The following is a 24348-nucleotide window of genomic DNA, read 5'->3' as shown; positions in this document are numbered from 1 at the left end:
CCTCCAGCGCGCCGGCGGCGGGCCCCGGCCGCCCGGACCGCACAGCAGGCGCCCGCCCCGTGCGGGTCCGGCGCCGACACGTCCCGGCCCCCCTACCCGAGGAGCCACGTCATGACCACCACCGACGACACCGTCACCACCGCGGCCGATGCCGCCGACCGGGCCGAGGAGCGGATCCACCGCATCCGCCGCCGTCTGGAACGCCTCATCGGCATTGCGGCGACCGAGGGGAACTCCGTACGTCCGTTGCGCAACGGCGACGAGATCTTCGCCTCGATGCTCGACGCCATCTCCTCCGCCCGGCACACCATCGACATGATGACCTTCGTCTACTGGAAGGGCGACATCGCCCGCCGGTTCGCCGAGGCCCTGGCCGAGCGGGCCCGCGACGGGGTGCGCGTACGGCTGTTGCTGGACGGCTTCGGCAGCCGCCTGATCGAGCGGGACCTGCTGGACCGGATGAGCACGGCCGGGGTGGACGTCGCATGGTTCCGCAGACCCGCCTTCCTCTCTCCGCTCAAGCAGAACCACCGCTGCCACCGCAAGGTCCTCGTCGTCGACGAGCGGACCGCCTTCACGGGCGGCGTCGGCATAGCCGAGGAGTGGTGCGGCGACGCCCGCAACCCGCACGAGTGGCGTGACACGCATGCCGAGGTGCGCGGGCCGGCCGTCGACGGGATCGCGGCGGCGTTCGCCCAGAACTGGGCCGAATGCCATCCCGAACTCTTCGACGACCGTGACCGTTTCGTGAATCACGAGCCGGCCGGCTCCGCCGTCGTCCAGGTGGTGCGCGGCTCGGCCGCCTTCGGGTGGCAAGACATGCAGACGCTGATGCGGGTCGTCCTGGAATCGGCGGAGGAGCGCGTGCGCCTGGCGACCGCGTACTTCGCCCCCGACGACTACTTCGTCGAGCTGCTGTCCGCCACCGCCCGGCGGGGCGTGACGGTGGAGATCCTGCTGCCCGGCCCGCACACCGACAAGCGGGTGTGCCAACTGGCGGGGCAGCACCACTACGAGGCGCTCACCGCCGCCGGAGTGCGTATCCACCAGTACCAGCCGACGATGATGCACGCCAAGATCATGACGATGGACGGGGTGGTCTCCCTCATCGGCTCGTCGAACTTCAACCGCCGCTCCCTCGACCACGACGAGGAGGTCATGTTGGCCGTCATGGACCCGGCCGTCACCCGCACCCTGGACGAGCATTACGAGGATGACCTCCGGGCCAGCACGCGCATCGCTCCGGGACGCTGGCGCCGCCGCTCCGTGCTCCAGCGCGCCCGGGAACTCTCGGTCCGGCCGCTGCGCCGCTTCCTGTGAGGCGGCGATGTCGCACGGGGCCGACGGGCCCGAGGAACAGCTCGAGCAGCGGCTGACGGCCGCGGAGCTCGCGGCCGCCCGGGCACTCGCCGGGCGGCTGCCCGCGCTGATCGAGGAGCTGGCGGCCTGCGGGCTGCCGGGCACCCTGCTCCACGGTGACTTCCCCCCGGCAACCGGCGCTCCGACGGCAGCCGGGCCGTGGTCGTGGACGATCCGATGATCTGAAAGGAACGGCCTAGCCGCGAGGGTCCGCGGCGGTGTGTTCGAGGATCGCCGTGACGATCGTCGACCAGTCGGCCCGCTCGACCCCGTGTCCGGCATCCTCCAGGGCCAACAGCTTTGCCCCGAGGATCCGTTCCGCGAGCGCCTCGCCGTGTCGGAGCGGGAACAGCGGGTCGGCGGTCCCGTGGATCACCAGCGCGGGTACGGCGATCGAGGACAGGGGGGCCCGCGAGACCGCGCCGTCCGTGAGCGCGTCATGGTGGCGGGCCGCGCCGAAATCGTGCGCGCGCTCGACGTCGCGGCGTACGAGGTCGCGGGCGGCGGCCTCGTCGAACGGGCGCCGCCCGCCCGCCAGCAGACGCGCGTAGGCGACCTGGTGGTCCACGACCGCGCCGGCATCCGACCCGTCGACGTGGGCGGCCGAGACGAACCGCATGAACTCCTCGGTCGGCGGGGGCAGCACGGGGCCGCCGGGCACGGCGCAGGACGTGCTGATCAGGACGAGCGACCGGACGCGGTCGGGGTGATCGAGCGCCAGCAGCTGCGCGAGCGCCCCTCCCGCCGAGACGCCCACGACGTGCGCGGCCGGGACCTCGTGGGCGCGCAGCACGCGGACGGCGTCGGCGACCAGGTCCGCGCTCGTGTACCCGGGGCGGCCGGGCGGGGAGGTGACCGACCGGCCGGTGTCGCGGTGGTCGTAACGGATCACGAAGCGCCCGCCCGCGGCGAGCATCCGGCAGAAGCCCTCCTCCCACCAGAGCATCGAAGCCCCCAGGCCCATGACGAGCAGGACGGGCGGATCCGACGGATCGCCGAAGGACTCGGTGCACAGCTCGATGCCGTCCACCTCGATCACGCGCTGAGCCATCGTCGCTCCTCCTCGCCGGTCCCATGATGCCCACGTGGGGGAGGGCTCGCTCAGGTCGAAGCCCCTGCCGCCGCGGACGGGAAGACGCCCACCGGCCCGCCCGCAGCGTTGCGTACCGAGCGCCCGCGCATGCGTTCGGGAGGCCGGTCGGCGCACCGCCCGGGCGGCCGGTGTGCGCCCGGACGGCCCAACGGGCGCGGGCTCCGGGGGACGCCTACCCTGAAACGGCAACCCGCCGACACGCCCCCGGTCCCGCGGTCGGGGTCGGTGCGTCCGGCTCAGTTCAGCACCGAAAGGCGGTTCCGACATGGCCACCAGGTCTGACGCTCCCGTTCTCGACACGCTCGCCGCGATGACCATCGACTCCATCGAGCACTGCAGCATGGACGAGAAGACGCTCATCACCACCCGCATCGCCGCCCTCGTCGCCATGGACGCCCCGGCCATCTCCTACTTGGCGCACATCAGCCCCGCGGTCAAGGCCGACTTCACCGTCGAGCAGCTGCAGGACGTGCTCGTCGCGATCGCCCCCGTCGTGGGCACCGCGCGCGTCATGTCGGCCGCGGGCCATATAGCCCAGGCGTTCGGCGTCGCCATAGCCATGCTCGAGAGCGAAGCCGAAGCCATGGCCGCCGCCGAGGAAGAGAGCCGCCACAAGTCCTGATCCGTTCCCGACCTGACCTGCGCGCCTGCCGCGCCTGCCCGGCCCGGCGTCGGGAGCCGGCAGGCGCGCCGGTCGGGCGGGAAATCCGCGAGTTGCGCATCGGCCTTCGCCGTCCTACGGGCACACACGGACGCGCCGGCAGCCGGCACGGCGTGCTGCCCCCGGGACCGCCGGATCCTCCGGACGGCCGTACCCGGCTCGCCCGCCGCGCGGGCCCGGGCGAGTCTGAGCGGGATCGACCCCGTCGACCCGGAGGCCCACTTGAGCGCGATGGATGTCCCCCTCCCGGACGAGCGCCCGCGGGGCGGGCCGACTGACGCCGCAGCGGCCAGGACCGGCACGCCCACGCTCACGTGGGTCACCCTCGCGATGATGACGACCGCCTCCGTCGCCAGCCTCCGCGCGGCGCCCACCATGGCCGTGTACGGCCTGGCCTGCGTGTTCCTGTACCTCGTACCCGCGATCGTGTTCCTGCTGCCGACCTCGCTGGTCTCGGCGGAGCTCGCGTCGGGGTGGTCGGGCGGCGTGTACCGGTGGGTGAGCGAGGGACTGTCGAAGCCGCTCGGGTTCCTCGCCGTGTGGTGCCAGTTCGCCATGACGATCTTCTACTACCCCAGCCTGCTGGCGTTCGTCGCGAGTACGTTGGCGTACGTCATCGACCCGGCCCTGGCCTCCAACGGCGTCTACACGGCCATCGTGATCGTCGTCCTCTACTGGACGGGCGTCTGGGTGTCCTCGCAGGGCACGAAGGCGTTGTCGGGGCTCGCCTCCTGGGGCCTGATCATCGGCACGCTCATCCCGGGCTCCCTGCTGGTGATCCTCGGCATCGTCTTCCTCGGCCAGGGCAACCCGTCCGCGGCTCCGATGGGCGCCTCGAACATCTTCCCCGTCTGGACGGGCCTGGCCAGCCTGGTGCTCATCGTCAACAACTTCCTGAGCTACTCGGGCATGGAGATGAACGCCGTCCACGTCTCGTCGTTGAAGGACCCGCCGCGGGAGTTCCCCAAGACGATGTTCCTCGCGATGGGGATGGTGCTGCTGATCTTCATCCTGCCGGCCCTCGCCATCAGCTGGGTGGTCCCGGCCGACCAGCTGTCGCTGACCGCGGGCGTCATGCAGGCCTTCGACGCGTTCTTCTCCTACTTCCACATCGGCTGGCTGACCCCGATCGCAGCGGTGGCCCTGGTGGCCGCCTCCCTGGGCGGGATGCTCACCTGGCTGGCCGGACCGTCCAAGGGCCTGCTCCTGATCTCGCGTCAAGAGGGCTACCTGCCGCCGTTCCTGCAACAGCTCAACAGCCACGGCGTCCAGCAGAACATCCTCGTCACCCAGGGCATCGTCACCACCGTGATCGCGCTGATGTACGCGCTGATCCCCAACGTGTCCAGCGTCTACTGGATCTTCTCGGTGATCACCACCCAGGTGTACCTGATCATGTACCTGCTGATGTTCGTGGCGGCCGTGCGGCTGCGCAAGACCCACCCCGACCACCCGCGCGGATACCGCGCCCCGGCCCTGATCCTGATCTGCGTGGTGGGCTTCCTCGCCTCCGCCGCCGCCATGGTCATCGGGTTCGTGCCCTCCTCGCAGTTCGGCGGCGGCAGCGTCTGGGCCTACATCGGCATCGTCGGCGGCGGCCTGCTCCTCCTCGGCGTGGTCATCCCCTGGCTGTGCCTGCGGCTGCGCAAGCCCAGCTGGCGCACCGCGGCCGCGGAGTCGACGGGAGACGTGGCATGAGCCCCACCCGCTTCGCCTCTCAGCACAGGTGGATCCACATCGGCGCGATCGTGCTGCTCGTCGCCTTCGTCGTGGTCGGGCTGATCCAGTACAAGGCCGTACGGTCCACCAACCAGGCCCTGGACAAGGCCAACCAGCTCACGGACGAACTGGTCGCCGCCGGATTCGCCCGGCCCGATCCCCACACCCTGGCCCGTGCGCTCGGCGAGGACGGGGGCATCGTCTGCGAGGACCCCGCGTCCGCCCTCAAGTCCGCCCTGTGGAAGATCAACCTTTCCAACGGGGCCACCGGACCCGGCCAGCGCCCGGTCATCGTCGACCGCCGGGCCGTCCAGGCGGAGGCGCTCGTGCTGAAGGTCTACTGCCCCGACACCCTGCACCGCATCCAGGACGAGATCGACGACCTGAAGACCGAGCAGACGGTGAGGCGCGACGACGATGGTTGACCCCGCCCGCGACCTGCCCGGCGCCGGCTCCGATGCTGCCGTCGATGCCCTGGCCGAGCGCATCGACGCGCTGATGCCCCGCGCCAAGTCCGACCTGGCCGAGCTGGTCGCCATCCGCTCGGTGGCCGACCCCCGGCAGTTCCCTCCCGAGGAATGCGAGCGGGCCGCCCGGTGGGTGGCCGACGCGTTCACCGAGGCGGGCCTGATCGACGTACGCCTGGAAGAGACCCCCGACGGCAGCCACGCCGTCCTCGGCCACCGGCCGGGCCCGGAGGGCTCCCCGACCGTGCTGCTGTACTGCCACTACGACGTACAGCCCCCGCTCGGCGAAGCCGCCTGGACCTCTCCGCCGTTCACGCTCACCGAGCGCGACGGACGCTGGTACGGGCGCGGCACCGCCGACTGCAAGGGCAACATCGTCATGCACCTCACCGCACTGCGGGCCCTGGGCGACACGCTGCCCGTGGGGCTGAAGTTCGTCGCCGAGGGGTCCGAGGAACAAGGCACCGGCGGGCTGGAAGAGTACGTGACCGCGCACCCGGGCGACATCTGCGCCGATGCGCTGCTCATCTGCGACACCGGCAACGCCGCCGTCGGCCGCCCCACCGCCACCACGGCGCTGCGCGGCCTCGCCAACGTCGTCGTCACCGTCACCACCCTCCGCGGCGACCTGCACTCGGGCATGTTCGGCGGCCCCGCCCCCGACGCCCTGGCGGCCTTGATCCAGATGCTCTCCACGCTGCGCGACGCCGACGGCGGGACCCGCATCGAGGGCCTCGACTGCACCGGTACCTGGGCCGGGGTGCCGTACGAGGAGGAGCAGTTCCGGGCCGACGCCTCCGTCCTGGAAGGGGTCCGCCTCACCGGCTCGGGCTCGGTGGCGGACCGGCTCTGGGCGCGCCCGGCCGTCACGGTCCTCGGGATCGACTGCCCGCCCGTGGTCGGCTCCGCCGCCGCCGTACCGGCGAAGGCACGGGCCCGGGTGAGCCTGCGCGTGCCACCGGGGACGGCATCCGAAGCCGCCCTGGCCGCCCTCACCGCGCACCTGACGGCCGCCGCGCCCTGGGGCGCCCGGGTCTCGATCGAGAAGGAGGGCACGGGATCGCCGTTCCGCCCGGCCACCGACGGGCCGGCCTACTGGGCCATGGGACGGGCCATGGAGCAGGCGTACGGCCGGCCGATGGAGTTCCTCGGCCAGGGGGGCTCCATCCCCCTGTGCAACGTGCTCGCCGGAACCTGCCCGGACGCGGAGATCATCCTCATGGGGGTGGAAGAGCCCCGCTGTCTGATCCACGCGCCCGACGAGAGCGTCGATCCGAGCGAGATCCGCACCATGGCGCTCGTCGAGGCGCTCTTCCTCCTCGGCTATCCGTCGGCGCGCTGACACGCGGAAAGCCGGAGCCGCGACGTCTCGCGGCTCCGGCAACCGGCCCCGGGGGGAGGGCCGTTCTCGGTGGGCGGTGGTGGATGCGCCGGAGCGCGGCCGCATCCCCGCCCAGGGGTCAGCCCGCGGATCCCTCCAGGGCGGTGTCGGGGATCCAGGAGCCGTGGATGCCGGCGGTGACGCGGTGGGGGAGGTGGACGGTGGCGATGCGATCGAGGCCGGACGCGTCCAGGACGAGGAGCTGCGAGGCGTTCTGCTTGAGGTCGGAGACGACGGTGAGGAGGTAGCCGTCGTCCTCGCGGGCGGTGCCGGCGGCGGGAACGAAGACCGCTTCGCTGGGCAGGCGGGCGTCGCCGACCTGGTGGATGCGGCGGGCTCCGGTCGTGCGGTCGTACTTGACGATGCCGTAGCCGCCGAAACCCTTCTCGTCGGGGAAGGAGATGGCGTACTGGTAACGGTTCTCGACGCCGAGGTAGTCCTCGTTGAGGGTGGGGAACTCGACGGGGAGGTCGTCGATGATCTGTTCGTCGACGGTGCCGGCGGTCAGGTCGATGACCCAGCGGCGGGTGTAGGAGCGGGCGTTGGGCTCGCTCCCGCGTCCGGGTGCGCCGACCCACCAGTTCCAGGAGAGCCGGAAGCCCTCGCGGTCGACGGTGGGGCCCTCCAGCACGATGCGGCCCTGGCCGTCCTCGTACGCGTTGGAGACGTGCAGCATGTTGCCGGGCTCGATGGAGAACCAGCGGACGTGGCGGGCGCCGTCCTCGCCGCGGGGCATGACGCCGATCCGGGAGGGCTGGTGGTCGTTCCAGCTGTAGGGGATGCCGGAGTTCTCGGTGTGGTCGAAGGTGACGTTGCCCTCGATGAAGACGACGTGGCGGCGGGTGACGGCGAAGTCGTGCTTGAGGGCGGCGGTCGCTCCGGGAACCTCGGCGCTGTGGGTCAGGGCGCCCTTGGCGTCGGAGACGTAGTAGGTCAGGAACGGCGGGAAGGGCGAGGAGGCGAAGAAGTGGAGCTCCCCGGTCGAGGGGTCTTCCTTGGGGTGCGCGGTCATGGCGGTGCGCAGTTTGCCGTCGAAGTCGTAGGCGCCGACGGTGTCGAGGTCCGGGGTGAGCTCGAAGGGCAGGTTGGCCTCGCACAGGGCCAGGAGGCGTCCGGCGTGCTCGATGACGTGGGTGCCGGCGGTGCTCGCGGTCAGGTCGGGGCCGTGTTCGGTCATGTAGGGGGCGCCTTCGAGGGCGGGGGTGTGGACCCAGCGGTTGCGGTACCACTCGGCGCGCCCGTCACGCAGCCGGATGCCGTGGACCATGCCACTGCCCTTGAACCAGTGGGTGGGGGTGACACCGGGCTTCGGGTTGTGCCCGTTGCGCAGCAGCCGGCCCGTCAGCTCGGGCGGCAGCGTGCCCTCGACGGTGAGCTCGGCGGCGGAGACCTCCTCGGCGACGGGGGTGTAGTGGCCGGTCAGGTACGGCGGGGTGGTCGTCATGGCAGCAGTCCTTTTCGCGAATGCGTGGGTGCGTGGGTGGGTGGGTGCGCTGATGTGTGGATCTGTGGATGCGTGGAACCGCGGACGCGGTGGTCGGTCAGGCGGCCCGCTCGGCGCGGTTCTTGAGGTGGGAGAGCCAGCCCTGCAGGGAGTCGTGGAGGGCCTTGCCGAGTTCGTCGGTATTGGCGTCGACCGGGGCCCCGCTCCAGGACTCCTCGGTGTGGACGACGACACCGGCTTCGGACTGTTCGAAGGTCCACACGTGGACGCCGACGATGCCCTCGACAGTCCCGCCCCAGACGATCCGCTTCCCGGGGACCAGCTCCCGCACCGTGGAAGTGATGTCCAGGCCGTGGGTCAGCCAACGGAACGACCTGCCGGGCAGCAGCGGTCCGTCGACCTCCGTCCGGTCGATGTCCGTGTTCCAGGCGGACCAGGCCGCCACGTCGGTGTGCAGCGCCCACACGGTCGTGAGGGGGGCGTCGATCACGGTGCTCAGGCGGACGATCACGGGAGCGGTCTCGTCGATGGTGACCATGGCTGTACTTCCTGTCTGGATGAGATGGGTCGGTGGTGCGGCCGTGGCTGGTCTAGCGGTTCGGCCGGGCGGGGGAGAACGGGGAGGTGCCCGGGTCGGAGGCCGGTCGGGGGGTGCTGGCGGTCGGGGCGGGCGCCCCGGTCCGGCGGGTGAGGAGCGGTGCGAGGAGTGCGGTGGTGGCGAGGACTGCTGCGGAGGCGGTGAAGGCGGCCTGGTATCCCGTGGTGAGGGCTTCCAACGGGGGCTGGTCGGTGGGGGCGTGGGCGGTGACGGAGCCGGCCAGGGTGGCCAGGGCGGCGAGTCCGATCGCGCCGCCGACCTGTCGGGTGGTGTTCACCAGTCCGCTGGCGAGGCCCGCGTCCTGGCGCGGTACGCCGTCCACGGCGAGCGCGGTGAGTTGGACGAAGGCGATGCTCAGGCCCAGTCCGATCAGGACGCTCGGCCCGAAGACATCGACGAGGTAGCTCCCGTCCGCCCGCATCCACGACAGCCACAGCAGACCCGCGGCCTCGGTCAGCAGGGCGGCGGTGACGGTCGCCGTGGCGCCGATGACCCGGGCGATCCGCGGGGCGAGCGCGGAGCCGATCATATGGGCCATGGCGAGGGGGAGCTGTCCCAAGCCGGTGACCAAGGGGCCTGCTCCGAGGACCTGTTGCTGGTAGAGCGGCAGGAAGAAGAACAGGGCTATCCATACGGACCCCAGCAGCGCCATCAGTAGATTGCCCGCGGCGACCCGGCCGGTCGAGAACAGCCTGGGCGGGATCAGGGCGTCCGGCCGGCGACGTTCGATCACGCAGAAGGCCGCGAGCAGTACGGCGGCGAGGCCGAGGGAGCCCAGCACCCGGGCGTCCGTCCAGCCGGCGCCCCGAGCGCCGGTCAGCCCCCACACCAGGCAGGTCAGGGCCAGGGTGACGGTGACGGTGCCCAGCAGGTCGAACCGCCCGCGCTGCCGCGCGCCCCGCCGCCCGTCCTCTCCGCCGGACTCCGCCGCCGCGTCCCGTGGCACGAGCGCCGCCACGGCGACCAGCACCGCCGCCGCTCCGAGCGCGACCGAGTGGAAGATCCAGGGCCAGCCCCAGGCCTGGGTGAGTGCGCCGCCCAGCAGCACGCCGCCGGCCGCTCCTGCGCCGGAGACGGCGCCCCACACGCCCAGGGCCCTGCCGCGCCCGGGGCCGGGCGGGAACCGGTCCATCACCAGGGCGAGCGCGGCCGGGGCGATCGCGGCGGCCCCGACGCCCTGCACCGCGCGGGCCGTGATCAGCACGCCGGCGGAGGTGGCCAGTCCCGCCGCCACCGAGGCCAGCGCGAACAGGGCGAGCCCGGCGACCAGCACCCGGCGGCGGCCGAGCAGGTCGGCGACCCGTCCGCCCGCCAGGAGCAGCGCCCCGAACGCCAGGCCGTAGGCGTTGACCACCCAGGTGGTCCCGCCGTCCGAGAGGCCGGCCCCCGCACGGATCTGCGGCAGCGCCACATTGACGATCGAGGTGGCGAGCATGACGGTGAACTGGGCCGCGGCGAGCGCGGTGAGCACCGCTCCCGGTCCGGGGGCCCGGCCCGCTGCCCGGCCCGTCTGCGTGAGTGCAACGTTCATGCCGCACAGACTCGACGCGGACGGTGTCCACTATCCAGGCCCGACAGGAGCGGCCACTGTCCACTCCTGTCCGCACCTGTCCACCCGTTCGAGCCGACGGTGCGCGTCCGTCGCTGCTGGGTCGACGCTCCCGGCTCTCGCCGGCCCGGCAAGAGCCGAGAGGGACGGCCTAACGCGGGTCGTGCAACTCCTGCTGCCACAACGCCTCACAGAGCAGGTCCAGCCCTTGGCGCAGGTGGCGGCGGTAGGTGCCGTACGGAAGGCCGAGGCGCCGGGCGGCGGCCTCCTGGGTGGGCGCACCGGCGAAGTAGCCCGCCGTCAGGGCCTCGCGGGCGCGCACCCCGCGCGGGTCGAGCCCGAGGTCGTCGACGGCCCGGCGCAACAGGGCCCGCAACTCCCCGACGGGATCACCGAAGTCGGCCGCGAGCCGGGTGCGCATCAGGGCGCAGGCTGCGAACGCGTCCGCATCGCGCCAGTGGGCCAGCGCCTCGCGCACGGCCTGGTCGAACGAGGTGCGCGAAACGGGCGACGGGCCGGCCGGGGCGGCGGGCGCCTCGGTGGCCGATATGAAGTGCATGAGCCAAGACTCCACCGGCAGTTGACGCCAGTCGACGCCGAACACCCCGTACGTGTGCTCACCGACCCGCGGCCGCACCCCCGTGTCCGCCAAGGTGCCCTTGACGCGCTCGGCCCAGGTCTCGGCGTCCTGGAAGACGGCGAAGCCGTACGCGCGCCCGCGGGCGCGGGCGGCCTCCGCCTGGGCCCGGGAACTGCTCAGGTCGATGACGCGCGAGGGCACCTGGTACTGCTCGGGGTAGATCGAGAAGCGGCTGACGCCGATGTGCTCACCGGGGCTCACCGGCGCGGTGGCCTCGGTGTACCGCCACGCGGCGGCCACGACGGGATCGGTGGCCAGGTCCTGGGCATCGGGAGGGGACGACAGGACCAGCCGCGCCGTGAACGCCACGATCCGGCCCGTGCTCACGAGCCGGTACACGCTGAAGGCCTGCGGCTGGCGCTCGGCCCAGTAGCGGACCAGGTCCGCGGAGGCGGCCCCTTCCGTCTCGGTGGCCATGCGCAGGATGACATCGATGTCGTCCGGGTGCAGAGGACGGTCGTGCACCTCGTCCTCGCGGGACCAGGAGCGCAGCCGGGCCAGCGTCGCACCCTCCCGGAACAGGTAGAAGAGATCGTCGGTGACGGTCCACACCCGCTCCTCGGGCGCCTCGCGCAGGATCCGCAGGTACTCGTCCGCCAGGCGCTGGCGCATCGCCTCGAAGGCGTTGGGTGCCCGCCAGCGCAGGTCGGCGGCGAGCGTCTCGCGCGCCGCGTCGTGCGGGTACAGCCCCCGCAGGGTGGACTCCATGAAGGGCAGGTCGCGCAGCCAGGAGAAGAGCGGATGGACGTCCTCTCCGGGGAGGACCGCGGCCAGCAGTTCCTCGGACGTCGAGTGGGCCTGCGCCGCCACCTCCAGGGCGCGGCGGTGGGCCGCCGTGGGCACCTCCCCGATCAGCCCCGCCAGCAGGGTGCGCAGTACGTCCGCCGTCGGGGCCCAGATCTCCTCCCGGCCGCAGCCCGCCGATCCGGCCGCGGCCGCCAGCGACAGCGCCAGTGGGTTGCCCCCGGCGAAGCGCAGCACCCGGTCGCGCAGTTCGGGGCGGATCTGCGCCGCCACCAACAGGCTCCGGGCCTGCTCCGTGGAGAACGGCTCCAGTTCGCTCACGTGCAGCAGCCGGGACCAGGCGGGATCGGCGGCCCACTGCGGCTGCGGAGCGCGCCGGCCGCCCAGGACGACCAGGGTGTCGTCCGCGGCACGGGGCAGGAAGTGGTGCCACAACCAGCTCTCCAGCCACTGGCAGTGCTCGAATGAGTCCACGAACAGGACCGTGCCCGGAACGTCCAGGAACGGTCCGGCGGCGTGCTCGAAATCGACCGGGTCCCGGCTGACGAACCGGCCGTCGAGCTCGACGAGCAGCCGCCCGGCCGCCCGGGCGTGGTCCGCCAGTCGCCGCAGCAGCGTCGACTTCCCGATGCCGCCCGGCCCGTACACGTAGAACGCGAACGGCGCCTGCGGATCACCGGCCAACGCCTCGCCGAAGCGGACGAGTTCCTCGTCCCGGCCGACGAAGGCCCGTACGCGCGCTCTGCTCAATCTTTCCCCCACGGACACCATGGCGGGCTCCCTCCCTTTGTTCCAGCAGCGGACTGCGATCGCGGTGGTCCGGAACCCTTCGCGGACCACCTGGCTCCGATGTGGCGGAGCCTTTCATGTCACTTGACGAGGCCGAGGTTCTCGTCGTCGGCGTGGCCGGTGACCAGGAGGGTGGTCTCTTCGACGCGCTGGAAGCGGCCGTCGGGAGCCAGTTCGGCGAAGAGGTAGACCTCGGTGCGGGAGGTGTGGCCGTCGTGGTGGAGGAGGGTGACGGTGTGCCGGTCTGCGTAGCGCGGTCCGTCGCGGAGTTCGTCGTGGACCTCGATGTGCCCGCTGCGGATCAGGGAGCGCAGGCGCGTCATGTGCTGGACGAAGGAGGTCCGGTCACTCCACACGCCGTTCGTGCGCTGGCGGTAGTCGGGGCTGAAGTGCCGGTCGACGGCTTCGGCGAGGTCGAGGCCCGGGGTGAACAGCAGATCGTTGATGGCTCGGGTGATGTAGGTCGATGTCATGGTCGTCTTCACCTGGGGAGAGTGGGGGGTGGAGGGGAAACGTCCGGGCTCTCGGAGCCGCGGAGGCAGGGCCCCGGGAAGCCCGGAGGTCCGGAAGCCCGGGAAGGCGGGGGAGGCCGGGGGGAGGACGGACGTCGGTCATGCACGTCGGTCACGGCCGGTGGTGCGTCAGCGGACGGGCGTGAAGTCCAGTGGCAGCGCGAGCGGGCCCCGCGTGTACAGGCCGGCCTCCCGGTACTGGGAGTCGGGGCTGTGGCGGACCTGGTCGAGCAGGGGCAGGAGGATCGCGGCGACGGTCTCGATCTCGGCGCGCGCGAAGGCCGTGCCGACGCACTGGTGGAGTCCGGTACCGAAGGACAGGTGCTCGGCGGCCGCGGTGAAGGAGCGGGCGGTGCCCAGGTCCGGGCGGTGGATGTCGAAGGTGTCCGGGGCGGTGAAGGCGCCCGGGTCGCGGTTGGCCGCCCCGATCATGCAGAAGACGGTGGCACCTGCCGGGACGGTGGTGCCGGCGAACACGGTGTCCCCCTCCACCCGGCGGGGAATGAGCTGGACCGGCGGGGTGTAGCGCAGGGTCTCGGCGATCGCGGCGGCCAGCAGGTCCGGGTCCCGGCGGACCCGTGCCAGCTGCTCGGGGTGGTCGATCAGATGCTTGAAGAGCAGGGCCAGCGTCTTGTCCGCGGGCTCGGTGGCGGCGGCCAGGACGTTGATGATCAGCGCGGTGACATCGCGATCGCTCATGGCGATGCCGTCGATCTCGGTGGTGCACAGCTTCGACATCAGGTCTTCGCCGGGGGCGCGGCGCCGCTGCTCGATCACGGGGAGGAGGTAGGCCTCCAACTGCTCCGCGCAGTCAATGCAGTGGCGACGGCGTTCGGGGGTGTAGGTCAGGCTGGTGATGAATTCGGCCACCCCGCTGTGCCAGGCGGCCACCTGCTGCCAGTCCCTTCGGTCCAGGCCCAGGACGTCGAGCGTCACGCGGATGGCGAAGGGCTTGCCGAAGTCGTTGACCAGGTCCATCCGGCCCAGGGGGAGGAAGGGGGCCATGAGTTCGGCGGCGGTGGCGCGGATGACGCGCATCTGGTCCTGGAGGGCCCGGCCGGTGAAGGCCCGAACCACGATTCTTCGTTTGGCGGTGTGCTCGGCCCCGGTCATCTGGGCCAGGACCGGCCCGCGCATCACCGGCTCGGCGCGTACCTGCAGCGTTCCGGTGCTGAACGCCTCGTGGTCGGTCAGCACCCGCTTCACGTCCTCGTAGCGGGAGAGGAAGTAGCTGTCGATCGCCGGTTCGTAGTGCACCGGGGCCCGTTCCCGCAGCCGTGCGAAGTAGCGGTAGGGGGCGGCGGCGAAGTCCTCGGACAGGACGCTGAAACCGGTATCGACCACGGGCATGGTGAAGACCTCTCGAACTGCGCAACACGGGGAAGGAACAAGAAACGGGTCGGCGAATCCCGCGCCCTGGTCCTGGCCGGAGGGGATTCCGGCCGGGACGCCGCCCACGCCCCTCGCGTGAGCGAGAGAGCGATCAGGCAGGCCGTCCGGCCTGAAAGACGAGGGAACGGCGGTATGGGTTGCGCCAGTTGGGGCGCCTTCACATCCGGCCATCGGGCGGGAAACGATGCAAGACGCGCAGCTCTCGGCGCCAGGTCGGCCCTGCCGTCGTCATGGCGGGGCTCGCCGGCACCAACCCGATCGGGGCTGATCGACCGACGGTTAAGGTGAACTCTGTTCGAACGGAGGGGCGTGCGGCAGCCGCGGTCGCAGCATCCCCCGTGGCACTGGCTCCAACGAACCCGAGAGGACCCGCCTTGAACGTTTCGTCAGGATTGCCGTCGGCCGTCAAGGAGGAGGAGAAGCCGGGATGGGGCCTGGCCGTGACCTTGTTCGCGGTGTTGTCCCTCGTGCTCCGCCTGACCGACGTCTGGTCCTGGTGGGCCGTCCTCTGGGCGCCGTTGTTCGTGTTCGCCGTCGGCTCCGTGGCGTACGAATGGCGACTGACGGCCCGCGGCCGGTGGCGCATGCGCCCCGTGGAGTGGGTGTTCCTCGGCGTCACCCACCTCAGTCTCGTCGCCGCACTGGCGAGGATCTTCGGCCTCCTGCCCCGGTGAGGGTGACGCCGGGGCGACGCCGGAAGGGGAACCTTCCCCCCGGCCGGCGGCTTCGAAGCCCCGCCGAGTCCGGCCGTCAGGTGTGGCGCCGGACCGGTTCCCCGAGCAGCTCGGTCAGTTCCGTTTCGACGGCGGCCAGGAGGGCTGGCCCCCAGACGGTCAGCGTCTGTTCCCAGGGGTGGCCGAAGGTGCCCAGGCGCAGGTCGTCGGTGAGGTGGAGGTAGTAGTCGCCGTCGGGGTAGGTGCCGAGCCCGGGGCGGGGTGGCCGTCCCGGGGCGTCGGTGCGCCGGGGGTCGTAGCGGTAGCCGTCGTGCTGCCAGTCGAGCCAGTACACGAATTCCCCGGGCTCGGTGGCGGCGAGCAGCCCGCACCGGACGATCGCGTCGACGCGCCCGGGGACGTCCTGGACCGGCCGGTGGTGTGCGTGCAGGTGCCAGACGGCGGAGGGAACGGGTTCGGCGATCGCGGGCCCGTAGGTGGTGCTCGGCTTGAAGTCGAAGTCCGCGTAGAAGCGGTCCCACAGCGGACCGTCGTCGTGGAGCCAGTCGAGGAACTGAGCAGGGCGGGTGTGCTCGGGGGTGCCCGGTGGGCGCCAGTGGTAGGAGCGAACGGTGGTGACTTCCGTGAAGCCGGCCTCCAGCAGGCTTTCGCGCAGGCGGCCCCGGGCCTCGGCGAGGAGGGGTTGCCCGAGCAGGTTCTGCACGCGCCAACGGTCGGTACAGGCCTTGACGAAGTCCGCATCGTCGTCGGTCAGCCCGCCGACGAGGGCGAAGGGACCCTCGTCCTCGTAGGCCCAGGCGACTGCGACGACCACGCCGTCCTCCAGCAGGACCTCGATGACGACGTCGCCCTCGTCCGAGGAGCCGTCGGCGATCATCTCGGCGTAGGGCGTCGCGTGGGGGCCGGGGGAGGCCACGGCGATCGCCCGGGCCCGTTCGGCCTGGTCCCTCACCCGGTACAGGTCGTGCACCCCCACCCGGGGCTCCGCCGTGGCGGCGGGCCGTTCGCCGGGCAGCGGCGCGGCGAGCAGTACGGAGCGCTCCCAGCCCGGGGTGAACCCCGCTGCCGTCAGCGCGGGGCCGAGTTCCGGCGAGTCGTGCGCGTACACCTTCCACTCCACCGGCTCACCGCGCCCCGCGAAGGCCTCTTGCTGACGGCGCACCAGTGCGGCGGTGTCCGTCCCCGCCGCGAGCGGGGTGTGTTCGGCCGTGCCGTGCGTCCCGTAGTGGCGGCGCACGACCGGTCCGTCGGCCTCGACGACCACCCCGACCGGATGCCATCGCGGGACCCGCCCCCGCAGCCCGTCGTACATTGCCCAGCGCTCACCCATGTCCATGATCGGGAGCCTAGGCGCTGACCCGACCGTCCCCAACGTCCCCGCGGTCCCCACGACCCGCACCGAACCGGCGGGGCGTCGTGCGGCGCCCGGCCGCCGCTTGCCCTTGGATGGGGTCGTACGCGAACGGACCGACCATCAGCCCCCGGAGACCGGCATGAGGAAGATCAAGGCGCAGCTGTTCATCTCGCTCGACGGTGTCGTCGAGGCGCCCGATCGGTGGCACTTCCCCTACTTCAACGAGGAGATGGGCGCGGCCGTCGACGCGACCCTCGGCCGGGCCGACACCCTGCTGCTCGGCCGCCGGACCTACGACAGCTTCGCGGGCGCCTGGCCGGACCGGGAAGCAGCCGGCGGGCAGGACGCGCCGTTCGCCAAGGTGCTCGGTGACGCCCGCAAGATCGTGGTGTCCAACGGCCCGTACGATTTCACCTGGCGGAACTCCGAACCGCTCGTCGGCGACCTCGCGACAGCGGTTGCGACGCTGAAGGACGAGCCGGGCGCGGACACACCCGTCTGGATCAGCGGCTCCGTGTCCGTCGTACGTCAGCTGCTGGCCGCCGGGCTCCTGGACGAACTCAACCTCCTGCTGCACCCGATCGCCGTGCGCAACGGCATGCGCCTGTTCGAGGAGGACGCGCCGCCGATCCCGCTGGAGCTGGTGTCCGCCGAGACCTTCCGCACCGGTGTGCTGAACCTCTTCTACGCCGTGGCCACCGCACCCGGCGAGGGGACGTACGAGGATGCCAAGACCCACCTGCCCCAGCACCGGGCCGGTCGGCGCCGACCGTAGGGTGGCCGAACCCGACCCAGGAGGACCGACGTGGCGAGCATCGTGATCGCGCAGACGACCGTGGACGACGAGACGAAGGCGCACGAGATCGCGCGGGGCGCGGTGGAGGCCCGGCTGGCGGCCGGGGTGCACGTCGACGCGCGGATGACCTCCTTCTACTGGTGGAAGGAGGCCGTGCAGCACGAGCGGGAGTACCGGATCTCCTTCAAGACGACCGCGGAAAAGGTGGACGCGTTGCGGGCGTGGGTGCACGAGCAGCACCCGTACGAGGTGCCGCAGTGGATCGTGCTCCCGACCGGCGGACCTTCGGAGGAGTACCTGGCGTGGGTGGTGAAGGAAACCACGACCGAGTAGCTCGCGGCGAAGGAACGGCGGGCGGTAGCCCCCACCCCTGGCGCCGGCGCGGAAATACCCGAGCACCGGCGGCAGGCCCGCACTAGGATGGGTCGCATGAACGTCACCGGCCCCAGCACCACCGCGACCGCGCGAGCGACCAGCTCGCCGGTTGCCGCCGCCTGACCTTCCCCTCCCTCTCCCCGGCGACCGGACAACGGTCCGTCGGTCGTGCCGTGGCGCCCTTGCTCCCGGTCGGAGACTGAACGGTTCCGTTCTCCGGTGCCTCTCCCGCTCGATGCGAAGGAGTCACCCCATGAAGACCGAGCAGCTGACCAGAACGTTCGTCGAGTACTTCGAAGAGCGTGAGCACCGCCGCATCGTCGGCTCGACGCTGCTGCCACCGCCCGGCGACCCCGTGCTCTTCACCACCTCCGGCATGCACCCGCTCACTCCGTACCTGGAGGGACGACCCCACCCGTTGGGCAGGCGGCTGGTCAACGTCCAGCGCTGTCTGCGCACCACGGACCTGGAGGAGGTCGGCGACGCCACCCACCTGACGGTCTTCGAGATGCTCGGCACCTGGTCGTTGGGCGACTACCCCGGCCCGCTCAGTCTCGACTGGGGATACGGGCTCCTCACCGAGGGGCTGGGCGTGGACCGCGGCCGCTTGTACGCCACCGTCCACGCCGGCGACGACCGGACCGGGCCGGACACCGCTTCCCTGGAGCTGTGGCAGGGGCTCGGAGTCCCCGTCGAACCCACCGTGGAGGACAACTGGTGGTCCAACGGGCCCGTCGGACCGTGCGGTCCCGACTCGGAGATCTTCCTGTGGAGCGGCGACGGCCCGCCCGAGTCCACGCCCACCCGCGACGACCGCTGGGTGGAGGTGTGGAACCACGTGACGATGACTCACCGCCGACTCGACGACGGTTCCCTGGTGCCCCTTCCCCAGCGCAACGTGGACACCGGCCTCGGCCTGGAACGGCTCGCCTCCCTGCTCCAAGGCAAGTCGTCCGTGTTCGAGTGCGACGTCTTCGACCCTTGGCGCAGCCTCGTACCGGCCCTGTGGCCCCTGGACGAACGGTCGCTGCGCGTGGTCTGCGACCACCTGCGCTCGGCCGTCGTGGTACTCGGCGACGGCGTGCGCCCGGCCAACACGGGGCAGGGCTACGTGCTGCGACGCCTGGTGCGACGGATGCTCACCCTGCTGTGGCGGGAGGACGCCTCGCGGAGCATCGAGGACCTGCCGGACGAACTGGTCCGGCACACCCTGGACCACTTCCGACAGGACATGGGCCCGGGCGACGTACGGCGGGTCCTGAGCGAGGAGGAGCACCGGTTCCGCCGGCTCCTGGAACGCGGGCGGCAGGTGCTCGCCCGCCCCCGGTTCCGGGGTCCGCTGACCCGGGAGGACTTCCACTACCTCCACGACACCCATGGGTTGCCGCGCGAGCTGGTCACGAGCCTGCTGCACGAGTGACGACGGGTCAGTCCTGCTGCGGGAGCAGGTGTCCCGCCCCGGAACGGCCGCGTGCGACTATCGGCGCGAGCGCTGGGCCTCGACGATCTGTCGCACGGACCCGTCGAGGTCCATCCGGGCCTGGACGCGCTCGGCGAACCCGGGGAACTGTCCGGCGACGGCGCTCAGCAGCCGCAGCTCCAGCGGCGCCACGTTGACCTCGCAGCGGTCGCGGCGGACGGCTCGTACGACGCCGTCGGCGACCTGGCCGGGTGTGACGGTCCTGATGCCGTTCGGCGCGGTGGCACCGGTGGCCGCGAACATTCCGGCGTCGCGGACGAAGCCGGGCTGGACCAGGGACACCCCCACCCCCGTACCCCTGAGCTCCTGGCGCAGAGCGAGTGCGAATCCGCGCAGCCCGAACTTCGTCGCGTTGTACAGGGAGGTCGACTTGGTGGCAGCCTTGCCGGAAATGGAGCCGACCAGCACGATGTGGCCGCGGCCGCGGCCCACCATGTGCTCCGCGAGCAACCGGGAGAGCACCACGGGCGCGCGGAGGTTGACGTCGAGGGCGCGGTCGAGCTGGTCCTCCGTGTAGTCCAGGAGGTCGCCGCTCGCGGGCAGCGCGGCGTTCGCGACGAGGATGTCCGCCTCCGCGCAACTCTCGGCTAGGTGTTCGACATCGGACCGTACGGCCAGATCGGCCACCACGGTACGGGCGCCGCAGGCGCCGGCGGTGGTCTTGAGGGCCTCCTCCCGCCGCCCGGTGATCGTGAGGCGGGCCCCCTGCGCGGTCAGGCGCGCGGCGAGGGCAGCGCCGATGCCCCCGGTGGCGCCGGTGAGTAGAACGTTCGATCCGGATATGTCCACGACCACTCCCGTGCGGCTGGCGAGATCCCTCAACTGTTCGTTCGAACGAACAGTATGGACGGTGTCGCTCCCTGTCCACACCTCGTCGTCCCCAACTCCCCGATCCTGCACGGGCGGTCATGTCGACCGATGGGGCAGAATTACGCCATGCCCCATGCTTCCGACACCCGCCAGAGCATCATCGACGCCGTACTGCGGATCATCGGGCAGGACGGCATCGCCGCCGTCACCAACCGGCGGATCGCGAAGGAGGCCGGAGTCTCCCTCGGCTCCGTCACCTACCACTTCGCAACCCAGCACGAGCTGCTGCGCGAGAGCCTGCTCCACTTCGTGGCCGAGGAGACCCGGCACTTCACGGCGCTCGCGGACGAATGCACCGACGAGCAGTTCGACATCGGGCAGGCGGCCGAGGTGGTGGCGCAGGTGGCGGGCGGAAACGCCTTCGACAGCCGCCACATCGCGCCGTTCGAGCTGTACGTCCAGGCGGGCCGGGACGAACGGCTGCGCGCCGCCGCAGCCGAGTGCTTCGCCGCCTACGACCTGCTGGCCACCCGGATCCTGACCCACCTCGGAGTCCCGGACCCCGAACGCATGGCCGGCGTGGCCGTGGCCCTGGTCTTCGGACAGCAGCTGCGCCGCCTGGCGACCGGCGCCCCCGCCGAGGATCTCGTCGACACCCTGCTGGTCCTCACGAAGTTCACCCCGGCGCAGACCCCGTAGCAGGGTGAGGCCCGCCGGGACCGGACCGGGGGCGTGCGGGACGGGGACCGTTCGTCTCCCCGAGCCCGGTCCGGCCGCTGTCGCTAACGGTTCGGACAGCGGCCGGAGTCGGGGGTGGAACGTCGCGCGGTGTGCGCGGCGACTTCAGTACGTGTACCCCACGTGCGCGAGCGCCTGCTTCAGCAGCGCCGCGTGCCCGCCCGGCATCTCGCCCTGCACGGCTGCCGAAAGGGCTTCCTGCGGACTGAACCAGACCAGGTCCAGGGCGTCCTGGCGGGGACGGCAGTCACCCGTGACCGGTACGACGTAGGCGAGCGACACCGCGTGCTGGCGAGGGTCGTGGTAGGGGGTGACGCCCGCCGTGGGGAAGTACTCGGCGACCGTGAAGGGCTGGAGGGAAGCGGGGATGCGGGGCAGGGCCACGGGGCCCAGGTCCTTCTCCAGGTGGCGCAGGAGCGCGTCACGGATCCGCTCGTGGTGCATGACACGGCCGGACACCAGGGTCCGACTGATCGCCCCGTCCGTGCCGATCCGCAGGAGCAGTCCGATGGTGGTGACTTCGCCGGTGTCGTCCACGCGTACGGGGACGGCCTCGACGTAGAGGATCGGCATCTGGGCCCGGGCCATTTCCAGCTCGTCGCTGCTCAGCCAGCCGGGCGTAGTTTCGGTCGTGTCAGACATTCCTTGATCCTACTTTCCAGGGCGGGTTCCGGCCCAGATCACGGCTCCAACAGGCGCGGAGAGGATGGACCCCGGGGGCCGTCCCCGCGACCACGGACGGCCGGAACTCTACGGTGCGCGGGGCTGACGTAACGTTTGAGCATGAGCACGCCGCCGCCCCAGCAACACCCCGGCCCGTACGGGCCCCCGCAGCACCCGAGTCCCTACGGGGGACAGCCGTACGCCGCCCAGCCCCCCGCGCACCAGCAGCCGTACCCGGGTCAGTCGTACCCGGGGCAGCCCGGTCCGCCGCAGCCGTACCCCGGCCAAGGGGCCTGGGGGCAGCTCCCGACGGGCGGCGCGCCGCGGCGCAGGAACCGGATCGGCATGGTGGTCGGGATGATCGCGGGAGCAGTGCTGTTGCTCGGTGCGCTCGGCGCGATCGGAATCAGGCTGAGCGGATCCGGCTTCCCCGAGGCCCGCTACCGGCTCACCGTTCCCAAGACCCTCGTGGACGGCAAGTACGCGCTGGTCCAGGACCATTCGGCCACCGTGGGCAAGGAAGCCCTCGACGGCGCCCACGACCCGAAGATCCGCGATCCGAAGCCGGCCGCCGGTCAGTACGCCTCCGAGTCCGCGAAGGAGTCGGGCGCCCTGGTCGTCTCGGGGATGTACGGACAGTTCAAGGATCCCGCGGGAGCCCGCAAGAAGATGCTGCGCGGCGCCGCGGAATCCGAGACCGCGTCTCTGGCGGTCCCCGCGCGGGACATCACGCCCACCGGCTCCGACGTCACCCTGTCCTGCCAGGTGCTGACGGTGCGGCAGAACGGGATCGAGAGCTCCCTGCCGATGTGCGCCTGGGGCGACGAGAACACCGGCGCCACGGTCGGCATCCTCAGCGAGGAGACCGCGCTGCAGAAGCCCGGGTCCGTCGACCTCGCCAAGACCGCCGAGACGACCCTCAAGGTGCGTGCCGAGATGCGCCGGCCGATCGGCTGACCGCGGCTTCGGAGCGGGCACCGCGGGGCGCGTGCGCATCGCGTCGTGCGACCGCAGCAGCGGCTCTAAACCATCGCAGAGTTATGCCCAAAAGGTGACTTTCTGGAGCCTGAACCGGTCGGATAGCAATGACGCGGCGCCTGCTAACGCCTGCCGACGGTCGGTAGCGGTCCCAGCGCGCCCAGGAAGGAACGTCCCGTGATCCGCATCCGTCACGCCGCCGCTCTGGCGACCATGGCCGTCACCGCCCTCGCCCTCGCCGCGAGCCCCGCTTCGGCGGCGCCCGGCGACACGCTCACCATGTGCTCCAGCACGCTCACCCCGGACGGCTGGGTGGACGCCCAGTGGTGGAACAGCGGCGGGTGCGGCTCCGGCTTCACGCCCAACACCAAGCAGATCAAGGACCTGAGAGGCTACCCGGTCGGCACCCAGGTCAACGCCTGCGCGTCCACGTGGCCGCCCGCCGGCTGGACCATCACCAACACCTACTACTCGAGCGGCTGTCGCTACTCCGCCGTCCCCAGCTTCAACCCCAACACCTGGACCCTGAAGCGCACCTCCTGACCTCGGGGCGCGGGCGCCGTGGTCGGCCGGTGACGCCGGCTCGCGCCGGTCGCGTCGGGCAGGTGCCCGTACGGCGTGTCCCTCGCCGCCGGGCCGGGCCTGCCCGCCCGGCTGCCTACGGTGGCCCCATGAGCACACGACCAGCAGCGCAGTTGGCCGGGTACGGGATCCGGTTCGCCCGGCCCGCCGAGTCCGGGGCGGTCGCCGCGCTCCTGGCCCGCGCCTTCGCCGACGACCCGGTCATGGCATGGATGATCCCCGCCGCCGACCGGGAACGCAGGCTCGCCCGCTACTTCCGGCTGGCCCAGCGACAGCAACGGCCCCGCGCAGGCGCCGTCCGGGTCGCCGCGACCGGCGAGGGGCGGCTGCTGGCGGCCGCGCTGTGGTCCGGGCCCGGCCGCTGGAAGCCTTCCGAGGGGCAGGAGTTGGCGGCCGTCCCCCGGTACGCGAGCATCTTCGGCCTTCGCGGGATGCCGCGGGCCGGAGAGGTCCAGCACGCCATGCACGAGGCCCATCCGCAGACACCGCACTGGTACCTGCCGTCCGTGGGGACGGAACGGGGACTCCAGGGGATGGGAGTCGGGTCGGCGCTGCTCGGCCAGCAGCTGGCCGACTGCGACCGGCTCGGGCAACCCGCCTACCTGGAATCCAGCAACGTCACCAACCTCCCCTTCTACGAGAAGCTGGGCTTCCGCATCACCGCGGAGATCCGCCTCCCGGAAGGCGGGCCCACCCTCTGGCCGATGTGGCGGGACCCCGATCCCACTGCCGGACGTACGACCCGCAAGGGCGCTTCCCGCGGGTCGTCCGAGCGGCGCGGGCCGACGCGTTGAACTCAGATGCGCTGCGCGGTCAGCCTCTTTCCGTCCGCCCCGAGGACCAGCACGTTCCTGGCGGTACCGGTTCGGCCGTGATCGCCGTCCCACCACTCAAGGAAGCTCCGGGCCAGCGATTCGGCTTCAGGCATTCCGGAACCTGCCGAGTAGTCCGTGCTCAACTCGACGTCATAGTCGTATGTGGTCAGTTGGGCTACGGCCAGTACGCGGGCGTGGTCGACCTGCGGCGCTCCACCCTTGGTGCGGGCCCAGGCGTGGAACCGCTCCAGCATCTCCGTATCAGGGGCCCGCTTGATCACGGGGCCGGTGGGCAACCGCTCGGGGGCGTCGGCAACGCCGGCGAGGCAGCCTTGCACCCAGGAGCCGCGATCCAGTTCGGCTTCGCCGCCCGCCTGCAGGGCCCGGCGCGTACAGCCACCCCATACGGTCTCGCGCACCGCCGCGCCCTTGCCTGAGGTGTCGTAGACGGCCTTGCCCGCGGTGTGTCCGGCACGGTACGCGACCACGTACGCGGGTTCGGCGGACGAACGGGACCCGGGCGCGGGTCCGCCGGAGGGCGCACTGCTGCTGCAACCGACCAGGCCGGCCAACGCGGCGACAGCCATCACTAACACACGACCTGAGCTCTGGTTCAAAACTCCCCCTCGGTGTGGACCGTCACCCCATGAGACGGCGGCCCGGGCCCGTTGGTCACACCGATGGCCACGGTTTCGCTCACCGCGCACACACCGTCTGTCACTCGACCGTGGCCAG

Annotated in this window: 25 protein-coding genes; 14 read left to right on the top strand and 11 right to left on the bottom strand. The window is 71.8% G+C overall.

Features of this window, described 5'->3' with window-relative positions:
• Window positions 1–111 precede the first annotated feature (111 nt).
• Both ACIQK6_RS01950 and ACIQK6_RS01945 read left to right on the top strand, forming a co-directional pair.
• Window positions 112–1320, top strand: coding sequence for a phospholipase D-like domain-containing protein (locus ACIQK6_RS01950; protein WP_329105927.1), 1209 nt, complete (start codon window positions 112–114; stop codon window positions 1318–1320).
• A gap of 7 nt (window positions 1321–1327) precedes the next feature.
• A complete protein-coding gene (locus ACIQK6_RS01945) occupies window positions 1328–1540 on the top strand; it encodes a hypothetical protein (RefSeq protein ID WP_329105929.1) in 213 nt (70 codons plus the stop codon).
• Between the two features lie 15 nt (window positions 1541–1555).
• On the opposite strand, the gene ACIQK6_RS01940 is transcribed toward ACIQK6_RS01945, so the two are convergent.
• Window positions 1556–2410 (bottom strand): alpha/beta fold hydrolase, encoded by an 855-nt coding sequence (locus ACIQK6_RS01940; protein WP_329105931.1) that lies wholly within the window; start codon window positions 2408–2410, stop codon window positions 1556–1558.
• A gap of 307 nt (window positions 2411–2717) precedes the next feature.
• Here ACIQK6_RS01940 and ACIQK6_RS01935 point away from each other — a divergent pair, with 307 nt between their 5' ends.
• From ACIQK6_RS01935 to ACIQK6_RS01920, 4 genes are all read left to right on the top strand, one after another.
• Window positions 2718–3074 (top strand): carboxymuconolactone decarboxylase, encoded by a 357-nt coding sequence (locus ACIQK6_RS01935; RefSeq protein ID WP_266600693.1) that lies wholly within the window; start codon window positions 2718–2720, stop codon window positions 3072–3074.
• 261 nt (window positions 3075–3335) lie between these two features.
• Window positions 3336–4811 (top strand): APC family permease, encoded by a 1476-nt coding sequence (locus ACIQK6_RS01930; protein ID WP_329105933.1) that lies wholly within the window; start codon window positions 3336–3338, stop codon window positions 4809–4811.
• Complete coding sequence (locus tag ACIQK6_RS01925; protein ID WP_329105935.1) at window positions 4808–5257, top strand: hypothetical protein; 450 nt, start codon at window positions 4808–4810, stop codon at window positions 5255–5257. Before ACIQK6_RS01930 ends, ACIQK6_RS01925 begins: the two co-directional genes overlap by 4 nt.
• Window positions 5250–6641, top strand: coding sequence for a dipeptidase (locus ACIQK6_RS01920; RefSeq protein ID WP_329105937.1), 1392 nt, complete (start codon window positions 5250–5252; stop codon window positions 6639–6641). The genes ACIQK6_RS01925 and ACIQK6_RS01920 overlap by 8 nt, the downstream gene beginning before the upstream one ends.
• Window positions 6642–6759: 118 nt before the next feature.
• Here ACIQK6_RS01920 and ACIQK6_RS01915 read toward each other — a convergent pair whose 3' ends face one another.
• From ACIQK6_RS01915 to ACIQK6_RS01890, 6 genes are all read right to left on the bottom strand, one after another.
• Window positions 6760–8124, bottom strand: a complete 1365-nt coding sequence (locus ACIQK6_RS01915) for a carotenoid oxygenase family protein (protein ID WP_329105939.1) — start codon at window positions 8122–8124, stop codon at window positions 6760–6762.
• A 97-nt stretch (window positions 8125–8221) separates the two neighbouring features.
• Window positions 8222–8662 carry an SRPBCC family protein gene (locus ACIQK6_RS01910; protein WP_329105941.1) on the bottom strand — a complete coding sequence of 147 codons (441 nt, stop codon included), beginning with the start codon at window positions 8660–8662 and terminating at the stop codon, window positions 8222–8224.
• Between the two features lie 52 nt (window positions 8663–8714).
• Window positions 8715–10253 (bottom strand): MFS transporter, encoded by a 1539-nt coding sequence (locus ACIQK6_RS01905; protein WP_402694113.1) that lies wholly within the window; start codon window positions 10251–10253, stop codon window positions 8715–8717.
• Window positions 10254–10422: 169 nt separating this feature from the next.
• Complete coding sequence (locus tag ACIQK6_RS01900; protein ID WP_402694112.1) at window positions 10423–12405, bottom strand: ATP-binding protein; 1983 nt, start codon at window positions 12403–12405, stop codon at window positions 10423–10425.
• A 119-nt stretch (window positions 12406–12524) separates the two neighbouring features.
• Complete coding sequence (locus ACIQK6_RS01895; RefSeq protein ID WP_329105947.1) at window positions 12525–12917, bottom strand: nuclear transport factor 2 family protein; 393 nt, start codon at window positions 12915–12917, stop codon at window positions 12525–12527.
• A 168-nt stretch (window positions 12918–13085) separates the two neighbouring features.
• Window positions 13086–14306: a cytochrome P450, cyclodipeptide synthase-associated gene (locus tag ACIQK6_RS01890; protein ID WP_329105949.1), complete on the bottom strand. Its 1221-nt coding sequence runs from the start codon at window positions 14304–14306 to the stop codon at window positions 13086–13088.
• 416 nt (window positions 14307–14722) lie between these two features.
• Between ACIQK6_RS01890 and ACIQK6_RS01885 the strand changes: the two genes are divergently transcribed.
• Complete coding sequence (locus tag ACIQK6_RS01885) at window positions 14723–15022, top strand: hypothetical protein (protein WP_329105952.1); 300 nt, start codon at window positions 14723–14725, stop codon at window positions 15020–15022.
• Between the two features lie 76 nt (window positions 15023–15098).
• Here ACIQK6_RS01885 and ACIQK6_RS01880 read toward each other — a convergent pair whose 3' ends face one another.
• Window positions 15099–16358: a DUF2716 domain-containing protein gene (locus tag ACIQK6_RS01880; RefSeq protein WP_329105954.1), complete on the bottom strand. Its 1260-nt coding sequence runs from the start codon at window positions 16356–16358 to the stop codon at window positions 15099–15101.
• Window positions 16359–16515: 157 nt separating this feature from the next.
• Between ACIQK6_RS01880 and ACIQK6_RS01875 the strand changes: the two genes are divergently transcribed.
• From ACIQK6_RS01875 to ACIQK6_RS01865, 3 genes are all read left to right on the top strand, one after another.
• Window positions 16516–17151, top strand: a complete 636-nt coding sequence (locus ACIQK6_RS01875; RefSeq protein ID WP_329105958.1) for a dihydrofolate reductase family protein — start codon at window positions 16516–16518, stop codon at window positions 17149–17151.
• 30 nt (window positions 17152–17181) lie between these two features.
• Complete coding sequence (gene cutA / locus ACIQK6_RS01870) at window positions 17182–17505, top strand: divalent-cation tolerance protein CutA (RefSeq protein ID WP_329105961.1); 324 nt, start codon at window positions 17182–17184, stop codon at window positions 17503–17505.
• Between the two features lie 295 nt (window positions 17506–17800).
• Window positions 17801–18967: an alanine--tRNA ligase-related protein gene (locus ACIQK6_RS01865; protein ID WP_329105963.1), complete on the top strand. Its 1167-nt coding sequence runs from the start codon at window positions 17801–17803 to the stop codon at window positions 18965–18967.
• A 57-nt stretch (window positions 18968–19024) separates the two neighbouring features.
• On the opposite strand, the gene ACIQK6_RS01860 is transcribed toward ACIQK6_RS01865, so the two are convergent.
• The gene (locus ACIQK6_RS01860; RefSeq protein WP_329105965.1) at window positions 19025–19816 is read right to left on the bottom strand and encodes an SDR family NAD(P)-dependent oxidoreductase; all 792 of its coding nucleotides are present in this window, start codon (window positions 19814–19816) and stop codon (window positions 19025–19027) included.
• A gap of 147 nt (window positions 19817–19963) precedes the next feature.
• Between ACIQK6_RS01860 and ACIQK6_RS01855 the strand changes: the two genes are divergently transcribed.
• Complete coding sequence (locus ACIQK6_RS01855; RefSeq protein ID WP_329105967.1) at window positions 19964–20536, top strand: TetR family transcriptional regulator; 573 nt, start codon at window positions 19964–19966, stop codon at window positions 20534–20536.
• A 144-nt stretch (window positions 20537–20680) separates the two neighbouring features.
• Here the strand turns inward: ACIQK6_RS01855 and ACIQK6_RS01850 are convergent, their stop codons facing one another.
• Window positions 20681–21217 (bottom strand): NUDIX hydrolase family protein, encoded by a 537-nt coding sequence (locus ACIQK6_RS01850; protein WP_329105969.1) that lies wholly within the window; start codon window positions 21215–21217, stop codon window positions 20681–20683.
• Between the two features lie 141 nt (window positions 21218–21358).
• Here ACIQK6_RS01850 and ACIQK6_RS01845 point away from each other — a divergent pair, with 141 nt between their 5' ends.
• The 3 genes from ACIQK6_RS01845 (at window position 21359) to ACIQK6_RS01835 (ending at window position 23592) form a co-directional block, all read left to right on the top strand.
• Window positions 21359–22195 (top strand): DUF3824 domain-containing protein, encoded by an 837-nt coding sequence (locus tag ACIQK6_RS01845; protein WP_402694111.1) that lies wholly within the window; start codon window positions 21359–21361, stop codon window positions 22193–22195.
• Window positions 22196–22393: 198 nt separating this feature from the next.
• Window positions 22394–22759, top strand: a complete 366-nt coding sequence (locus ACIQK6_RS01840) for a hypothetical protein (protein ID WP_329105975.1) — start codon at window positions 22394–22396, stop codon at window positions 22757–22759.
• 128 nt (window positions 22760–22887) lie between these two features.
• Window positions 22888–23592, top strand: coding sequence for a GNAT family N-acetyltransferase (locus ACIQK6_RS01835; RefSeq protein WP_402694110.1), 705 nt, complete (start codon window positions 22888–22890; stop codon window positions 23590–23592).
• 2 nt (window positions 23593–23594) lie between these two features.
• On the opposite strand, the gene ACIQK6_RS01830 is transcribed toward ACIQK6_RS01835, so the two are convergent.
• Entirely contained in the window at window positions 23595–24200 is a 606-nt protein-coding gene (locus ACIQK6_RS01830; protein ID WP_329105982.1) for a hypothetical protein, read from the bottom strand.
• Window positions 24201–24348 lie beyond the last annotated feature (148 nt).

The organism is Streptomyces sp. NPDC091682 (assembly GCF_044756625.1).
Taxonomy (GTDB): domain Bacteria; phylum Actinomycetota; class Actinomycetes; order Streptomycetales; family Streptomycetaceae; genus Streptomyces.
This window is presented reverse-complemented; position numbering and strand designations above follow the sequence as displayed.

Coding starts and splice junctions, on each gene's coding strand:
- ACIQK6_RS01910 (WP_329105941.1), bottom strand. CDS start 8,662: ATGGTCACCATCGACGAGACCGCTCCCGTGATCGTCCGCCTGAGCACC.
- ACIQK6_RS01905 (WP_402694113.1), bottom strand. CDS start 10,253: ATGAACGTTGCACTCACGCAGACGGGCCGGGCAGCGGGCCGGGCCCCC.
- ACIQK6_RS01945 (WP_329105929.1), top strand. CDS start 1,328: ATGTCGCACGGGGCCGACGGGCCCGAGGAACAGCTCGAGCAGCGGCTG.
- ACIQK6_RS01830 (WP_329105982.1), bottom strand. CDS start 24,200: ATGGCTGTCGCCGCGTTGGCCGGCCTGGTCGGTTGCAGCAGCAGTGCG.
- ACIQK6_RS01915 (WP_329105939.1), bottom strand. CDS start 8,124: ATGACGACCACCCCGCCGTACCTGACCGGCCACTACACCCCCGTCGCC.
- ACIQK6_RS01890 (WP_329105949.1), bottom strand. CDS start 14,306: ATGCCCGTGGTCGATACCGGTTTCAGCGTCCTGTCCGAGGACTTCGCC.
- ACIQK6_RS01845 (WP_402694111.1), top strand. CDS start 21,359: ATGAGCACGCCGCCGCCCCAGCAACACCCCGGCCCGTACGGGCCCCCG.
- ACIQK6_RS01935 (WP_266600693.1), top strand. CDS start 2,718: ATGGCCACCAGGTCTGACGCTCCCGTTCTCGACACGCTCGCCGCGATG.
- ACIQK6_RS01950 (WP_329105927.1), top strand. CDS start 112: ATGACCACCACCGACGACACCGTCACCACCGCGGCCGATGCCGCCGAC.
- ACIQK6_RS01925 (WP_329105935.1), top strand. CDS start 4,808: ATGAGCCCCACCCGCTTCGCCTCTCAGCACAGGTGGATCCACATCGGC.
- ACIQK6_RS01850 (WP_329105969.1), bottom strand. CDS start 21,217: ATGTCTGACACGACCGAAACTACGCCCGGCTGGCTGAGCAGCGACGAG.
- ACIQK6_RS01865 (WP_329105963.1), top strand. CDS start 17,801: ATGAAGACCGAGCAGCTGACCAGAACGTTCGTCGAGTACTTCGAAGAG.
- ACIQK6_RS01855 (WP_329105967.1), top strand. CDS start 19,964: ATGCCCCATGCTTCCGACACCCGCCAGAGCATCATCGACGCCGTACTG.
- ACIQK6_RS01880 (WP_329105954.1), bottom strand. CDS start 16,358: ATGGACATGGGTGAGCGCTGGGCAATGTACGACGGGCTGCGGGGGCGG.
- ACIQK6_RS01895 (WP_329105947.1), bottom strand. CDS start 12,917: ATGACATCGACCTACATCACCCGAGCCATCAACGATCTGCTGTTCACC.
- ACIQK6_RS01835 (WP_402694110.1), top strand. CDS start 22,888: ATGAGCACACGACCAGCAGCGCAGTTGGCCGGGTACGGGATCCGGTTC.
- ACIQK6_RS01920 (WP_329105937.1), top strand. CDS start 5,250: ATGGTTGACCCCGCCCGCGACCTGCCCGGCGCCGGCTCCGATGCTGCC.
- ACIQK6_RS01875 (WP_329105958.1), top strand. CDS start 16,516: ATGAGGAAGATCAAGGCGCAGCTGTTCATCTCGCTCGACGGTGTCGTC.
- ACIQK6_RS01940 (WP_329105931.1), bottom strand. CDS start 2,410: ATGGCTCAGCGCGTGATCGAGGTGGACGGCATCGAGCTGTGCACCGAG.